We start from the raw sequence: 5,872 nt of genomic DNA on the forward strand, positions 1-5,872 counted from the left end.
GGCCGCGGCCGCGGAGGAGCGCGCGCGTGCCCTGCTGCCCCAGGACCTCGCGGACGCCGGTGCCGCGGGACTCGCAGCCGCCGCCCGCCGGGCCGCCGAGGAACTGGGCGGGCTGGACTCCGCCCGCCGGGCCGAACAGCGCCTCGGCGAACTGGTCGAGGAGCGGGCCCGGCACGACCGGCAGGAGCGCGCCGACGAGGACGTCCTGCACGAGGCCGAGGCCTGGCTGGCCGACTGGGAGGCCACGCGCACCGGACTGCGGGCCGACGTCGACTCCGCACAGGAAGCGGCGACCCGCGCCGAACAGCTCGCCGTACAGCGCGACCCCGCACAGCGGCGGCTGAACGCGGCCCGGCAACGGGACCAGTACGCCACCGACACGGAAGAGGCCCAGCGGCACGCCCTCGCCTCGGCCGAACACGCCGTCGAGGCCCGCGCCCACTGGCTGGAACTCAAGGAGCAGCGGCTCAACGGCATCGCCGCCGAACTCGCCGAAGGGCTCACCGAAGGCGCGCCGTGCGCCGTGTGCGGCGCCACCGAACACCCAGCCCCGGCACGCAGGATCGCGGGGCACGTCGACCGCGAGGCGGAGGAGCGCGCCCTCGCCGCCTACCAGGTCGCCGACGAGCGCCGCGCGGACGCCGAACGGCGGCTGGGCACCGTACGGGAAGCCCTCGCCGCCGCCACCGCGGAGGCCGGGGACGCCTCCACCGCCCGCCTGGCAGAAGAGGCCGAGGAACTGGAGCGGCGGTACGCGCGGGCGCGGGCGAGCGCCTCCGGGCTGCACACCGCGCAGGAGGTGCTGCGCCAGGCGGAGCACGAGCGCGAGCAGCGGATCGCCGCCCGGCAGCAGGCCGCCGTCCGGGCCGCGTCCCGGGCCGGTAACCGGGAGCGGCTGGAGAGCGAACGGACCGCGCTGGAGGAGGAGCTGACGCGGGCCCGCGGCAACGCCGACAGCGTCGCCGCGCGGGCCGCGCAACTGGAGCGCCGGGCCGTGCGGCTGACGGAGGCCGCCGACACCGCCCGCGTCGCCGAGGACACGGCCCAGCGGCTCAAGGACGCCGACGCCCGCCTCGCCGACGCCGCCTTCCGGGCCGGCTTCGACACCCCCCGGGAGGCGGCCGCCGCGCTCCTCGACGACGCCGCCCACCGTGAGCTGCAACGTCGCCTCGACGCCTGGGACTCGGAGGAGGCAGCCGTCCGCGCGGTCCTCACCGAGGCCGACACCGCCGCCGCGGCCCAGCAGCCGCCCGCCGACCTCGCCGCGGCGGAACACACCGCCGCCGACGCGGGCCGGCGCCTGCGCGACGCCTCCTCGGCCCGCGACGCCGCCGCCCGCCGCTGCGCCGAACTGGACCGGCTGTCCGCCCACGCAGCGACCTCCGTGCGCCGGCTCGCCCCGCTGCGTGAGGAACACGGCCGAGTCGCCCGCCTGGCCACCCTCGCGGCGGGCACCTCCGCGGACAACGAACGCCGGATGCGCCTGGAGTCCTACGTGCTGGCGGCGCGCCTCGAACAGGTCGCCGCCGCGGCGACCGCGCGGCTCCAGCGCATGTCCTCCGGCCGCTACACCCTCGTCCACTCCGACGACCGCACCGGGCGCGGCCGCAGCGGCCTCGGCCTGCACGTCGTCGACGCATGGACCGGCCGCGAGCGGGACACGGCCACGCTGTCCGGCGGTGAGACGTTCTTCGCCTCGCTCGCCCTCGCGCTCGGCCTCGCCGACGTCGTCACGGACGAGGCGGGCGGCGTCCGCCTGGACACCCTCTTCATCGACGAGGGCTTCGGCAGTTTGGACGACCAGACCCTCGACGAGGTCCTGGACGTCCTCGACTCGCTGCGCGAGCGGGACCGCAGCGTCGGCATCGTCAGCCATGTCGCCGACCTGCGGCGGCGGATACACGCCCAACTGGAGGTCGTGAAGGGTCGGTCGGGGTCGGTGCTGCGGCAGCGTGGTACCGGCTGAGCGCTCGCGGGGGCCTCAGCGGCCCAGCGGCCGGCGGGGGAGCGGTGAGGAGTAGACGACGCTCGTGGTGACCGAGCCCAGCGCGCTGATCCGGCCCGACACCTCCTCCAGGTGCCGCATCGACCGGGCCGCGACCTTGATGACGAAGCAGTCGTCCCCCGTGACGTGGTGCGCCTCCAGGATCTCGGGAGTGACCGCGACCAGATCGTGGAACGGCTTGTAGTTGGCGACCGGGTAGCGCAACCGAACGAAGGCGAGGATCGGCAGCCCCAGCCGTTCGGGGTCGACGACCGCCGCGTATCCCCGGATGACCCCCGCCTCCTCCAGCCGGCGCACCCGCTCGGTCACCGCGCTCGCGGACATCGAGACCGCACGGGCCAACTCGGCGAAGCTGGCCCGCCCGTTGCGCTGGAGGGCGCCGAGGATGAGCCAGTCGGTGGCGTCCGGGGAATACTCGGTCATCCGGCATGAATAGCAGGGAATCCCCGGCCCGACAAGAGACTGACCAGGAGTTCTGCCTTCTGGGGAGGTGCCCGCTGACCCTAGATTTCTGGCCAGGAGATCCCACCGAGGAGAGGCCGCGCCCATGAACACCACCGTCAACCCCGTCCTGCGCGCCGCCCCCGCGCCGCCCGCCGAGGCCGCCGCGTACTTCCGGGCGAGCCTCGCCTTCCACGCCGACGTCTCCGACGTCGCCGCCGCGCTCGCGGCCGACGGCGACCCGGGGTTCGTCCTCGTGGACTGCCGTTCCACCGAGTCCTGGGACCAGGGCCACATCCCCGGCGCCGTCCACCTGCCCACCGCTCTCATGCCCGAGCAGGCCGGCCGGCTCCTCGACCCGGCGGTGCCGGTGGTGACGTACTGCTGGGGCCCCGGCTGCAACGGTGCGACCCGCGCCGCCCACGCCCTCGCCGAACTCGGCTACCGGGTCAAGGAGATGCTCGGCGGCTTCGAGTACTGGGTGCGCGAGGGCTTCGCGCACGAGACCTGGCAGGGCCCCGAGCGCCGATCCGCCGACCCCCTGACCGCCCCGGTGGACGCGGGCGACTGCGGCTGCTGAGCGGCGTGTAGGTTCTGCGGCATGGTGCGATACGTGGAGCCGGGCGCGGTGGAGTGGGTGGAGTCGGGCGGCGGACCGCTGGTCGCGGTCCCGGAGACGGTCCTGCCGTTCTGGACCGGCGCCGACGGCGAGGAGACGGACTCCGACTACGACCGGGCCTGCGAGATCGACGGCTACGTCGGACTCCTCCCGGTCGGCGACTGCGCGGCCCTGGTGCTCGGCGACGAACCCGCCTCCACCGCCTATCTGCCCGACCACGGCACCTTCGTCCGCTGGTGCGCCGCGGACTCCGAGGACGAGGTGCTGGCCGGCGTCCCCGCCGCCCTCGACGCGGCCGAGTGGGAGCCCGAGGTGTCCTGGCAGGTGCCCGGCCCCGTGCTCCTCTTCGACGCGGCCTGGCCGGGCGCCGCCTGCGACCGTGCCGACCATGTGCGGGTCGCCCTGGCCCCCGGCCGGTACGCGGTGCGCGCAGCCGAGGTGCGTCCCGGGCCGGAGACCTGGCTGAACGTCGTACAACTGCGGCGGCTCGCGGACCGTTAGCCACCGCGGACATCGGGCTGCGTCGTCGCGGCGGCCCAGCCATGATGGGTGCCCATGCCACGACTTCCGCACCCCGCCCCCGAAGACCTCCGCCGTGACCCCCTGCCCCTGCGCGGCCGGACCGCGCTCGTCACCGGAGCCAGCCGGCGCGGCGGCATCGGCCACGCGGTGGCCCGGCGGCTCGCCGCGTACGGAGCGAGCGTCCACCTGCACCATCACGTCCCGCACGACGCCGCCATGCCCTGGGGCGCCGACCGGCCCGAGGACGTGGTCGCCTCCGTGCGCGCGGCGCTCGGCGACCCGGACGCCACCGTGACGGCCGGCCCCGGCGACCTCACCGATCCCGCCGCGCCCGGCGAACTGGTCGCCACCGCCGCCGAGGCGCTCGGCGGACGGCTGGACATCCTGGTCGCCAACCACGCTCTCAGCGGCAGCGACGGCACCCTCGACACCATCGACGCCGCCATGCTCGACGCGCACTGGCAGGTCGACACCCGCTCGGTACTGCTGCTCGTCCAGGCCTACGCCCGGCTGCGCGCCGCCCTGCCGTCCCGCAGGCCCGGTGGGCGCGTCGTGATGATGACCTCCGGCCAGGACATCGCCGGCGGCATGCCCGGCGAGATCGCCTACGCCCTGCAGAAGGGCGCACTCGCCTCCATCACGCGCTCCCTGTCGACAGCCCTCGCCGAACACGCGGTCACCGTCAACGCGGTCAACCCCGGGCCCGTGGACACCGACTACATGACCGGCGAGGACTACGAGGCCATCGCCGCGCTCTTCCCCGCCGGGCGGTGGGGCATGCCCGACGACCCGGCCCGCCTCGTCGCGTGGCTGGCCACGGACGAGGCGATAGGGGTCTCCCCGGCTCGAACGTAGTTGAGAGCTGGGGAAGGGTCACCGGCCAGGTCGTCGACTCCGAGGGCGGCTTTCGCAGATGAGCCGATGTCAGAGCCGGGACAGCTCGTCCACCAGGTCGTCCAGGCCCAGCGAACCCTGGGAGAGGGCCGCCATGTGCCAGGCCTTGGCGTCGAAGGCGTCACCGTGCCGCTCGCGGGCCTTCTCCCGGCCCAGCAGCCACGCCCGCTCACCGAGCTTGTAGCCGATCGCCTGGCCCGGGATCGTCAGGTACCGGGTCAGCTCGCTCTCCACGAAGTCCGCCGGACGGCTGCTGTGCGCGCCGAAGAACTCCTGCGCCAGCTCCGGCGTCCAGCGCTCGCCCGGGTGGAAGGGGGAGTCCGCCGGGATCACCAGCTCCAGGTGCATGCCGATGTCCACGATGACCCGGGCGGCCCGCATCATCTGCGCGTCCAGGTAACCGAGCCGCTGCTCCGCGTCCGTGAGGAAGCCCAGCTCGTCCATCAGCCGTTCCGCGTACAGCGCCCAGCCCTCGGCGTTGGCGCTGACCATGCCGACCGAGGCCTGGTAGCGGGAGAGGTCCTCGGCCACGTGCGCCCACTGGGCGAGCTGGAGGTGGTGACCGGGAACGCCCTCGTGGTACCAGGTGGAAACCAGGTCGTAGACCGGGAACCGGGTCAGGCCCATGGTCGGCAGCCAGGTCCGGCCGGGGCGCGAGAAGTCCTCCGACGGCGGCGTGTAGTAGGGGGCCGCCGCGCTGCCGGGCGGGGCGATCCGCGACTCCACCTTCCGCACCCGCTCGGCGAGTTCGAAGTGGGTGCCGTCCAGCGCCTCGATCGCCTGGTCCATCAGGCCCTGCAGCCAGTCGCGGACCTCGTCGACGCCCTCGACGTGCGTACCGTGCTCGTCCAGATGCGCCAGCGCCACCCACGGCGTCGCGGCACCCGGCAGGATCTTCTCCGCCTCCTGCTTCATCTCGGCGAGCAGCCGGTGGTACTCGGCCCAGCCGTACGCGTACGCCTCGTCCAGGTCGAGGTCGGTTCCGTTGTAGTAGCGCGACCAGCGGGCATAGCGCTCGCGGCCCACCGTGTCCGGGGCGCCCTCGATCGCCGGCGCGTAGACGTCGCGCATCCAGTCCCGCAGCTCCACCACGGCGGCGGTCGCGCCCCGGGCCGCATCGTCCAGCTCGGCGCGCAGCGCGTCGGGGCCCGCGGACGCGAAGTCCTCGAACCAGCCACGGCCCTCACCCGTGTCCGCCCACTCACCGAGCTGCTCGACGAAGGTGGCGGTCGGGCGCGGAGACGCGTACAGCTTGCGCTCCAGACCCAGGGCCAGGGACTCGCGGTAACCCGCGAACGCCACCGGTACCGCGCGCAGCCGCTCGGCGATCCGCGCCCAGTCCTCGTCCGTCTGCGTCGGCGTCACCGTGAAGACCTCGCGCACCGAATGCG

5 protein-coding genes and 1 pseudogene are annotated in these 5,872 nt (G+C 74.6%); 4 read left to right on the forward strand and 2 right to left on the reverse strand.

The genetic code is table 11. From position 1 onward, the window contains the following. Positions 1-1,966 (forward strand): SbcC/MukB-like Walker B domain-containing protein (locus tag EBH09_RS31465; RefSeq protein WP_121750249.1); only part of this gene is annotated, 1,966 nt, incomplete at its 5' end. A gap of 15 nt (positions 1,967-1,981) precedes the next feature. Here the strand turns inward: EBH09_RS31465 and EBH09_RS31470 are convergent. Then, a complete protein-coding gene (locus EBH09_RS31470; RefSeq protein WP_121750250.1) occupies positions 1,982-2,428 on the reverse strand; it encodes an Lrp/AsnC family transcriptional regulator in 447 nt (148 codons plus the stop codon). 124 nt (positions 2,429-2,552) lie between these two features. Between EBH09_RS31470 and EBH09_RS31475 the strand changes: the two genes are divergently transcribed. The 3 genes and pseudogenes from EBH09_RS31475 to EBH09_RS31485 all read left to right on the forward strand — a co-directional run bounded on the left by EBH09_RS31475 (position 2,553) and on the right by EBH09_RS31485 (position 4,504). Next, positions 2,553-3,026 (forward strand): rhodanese-like domain-containing protein, encoded by a 474-nt coding sequence (locus EBH09_RS31475; RefSeq protein WP_121750251.1) that lies wholly within the window; start codon positions 2,553-2,555, stop codon positions 3,024-3,026. A gap of 21 nt (positions 3,027-3,047) precedes the next feature. Further along, positions 3,048-3,566: an immunity 21 family protein gene (locus EBH09_RS31480; protein WP_121750252.1), complete on the forward strand. Its 519-nt coding sequence runs from the start codon at positions 3,048-3,050 to the stop codon at positions 3,564-3,566. A 54-nt stretch (positions 3,567-3,620) separates the two neighbouring features. Then, a pseudogene (locus EBH09_RS31485) lies at positions 3,621-4,504 on the forward strand (SDR family oxidoreductase). Between the two features lie 7 nt (positions 4,505-4,511). Here EBH09_RS31485 and EBH09_RS31490 read toward each other — a convergent pair. After that, positions 4,512-5,872: DUF885 domain-containing protein (locus EBH09_RS31490; protein WP_238697495.1), on the reverse strand; the 1,361-nt coding region annotated here is incomplete at its 5' end.

It is taken from the genome of Streptomyces sp. E2N166 (assembly GCF_003671715.1).
Taxonomy (GTDB): domain Bacteria; phylum Actinomycetota; class Actinomycetes; order Streptomycetales; family Streptomycetaceae; genus Streptomyces; species Streptomyces thinghirensis.

Excerpts from the sequence above, each read along its gene's own strand:
- EBH09_RS31475 (WP_121750251.1), top strand. The coding sequence starts at position 2,553 with ATGAACACCACCGTCAACCCCGTCCTGCGCGCCGCCCCCGCGCCGCCC.
- EBH09_RS31470 (WP_121750250.1), bottom strand. The coding sequence starts at position 2,428 with ATGACCGAGTATTCCCCGGACGCCACCGACTGGCTCATCCTCGGCGCC.
- EBH09_RS31480 (WP_121750252.1), top strand. The coding sequence starts at position 3,048 with ATGGTGCGATACGTGGAGCCGGGCGCGGTGGAGTGGGTGGAGTCGGGC.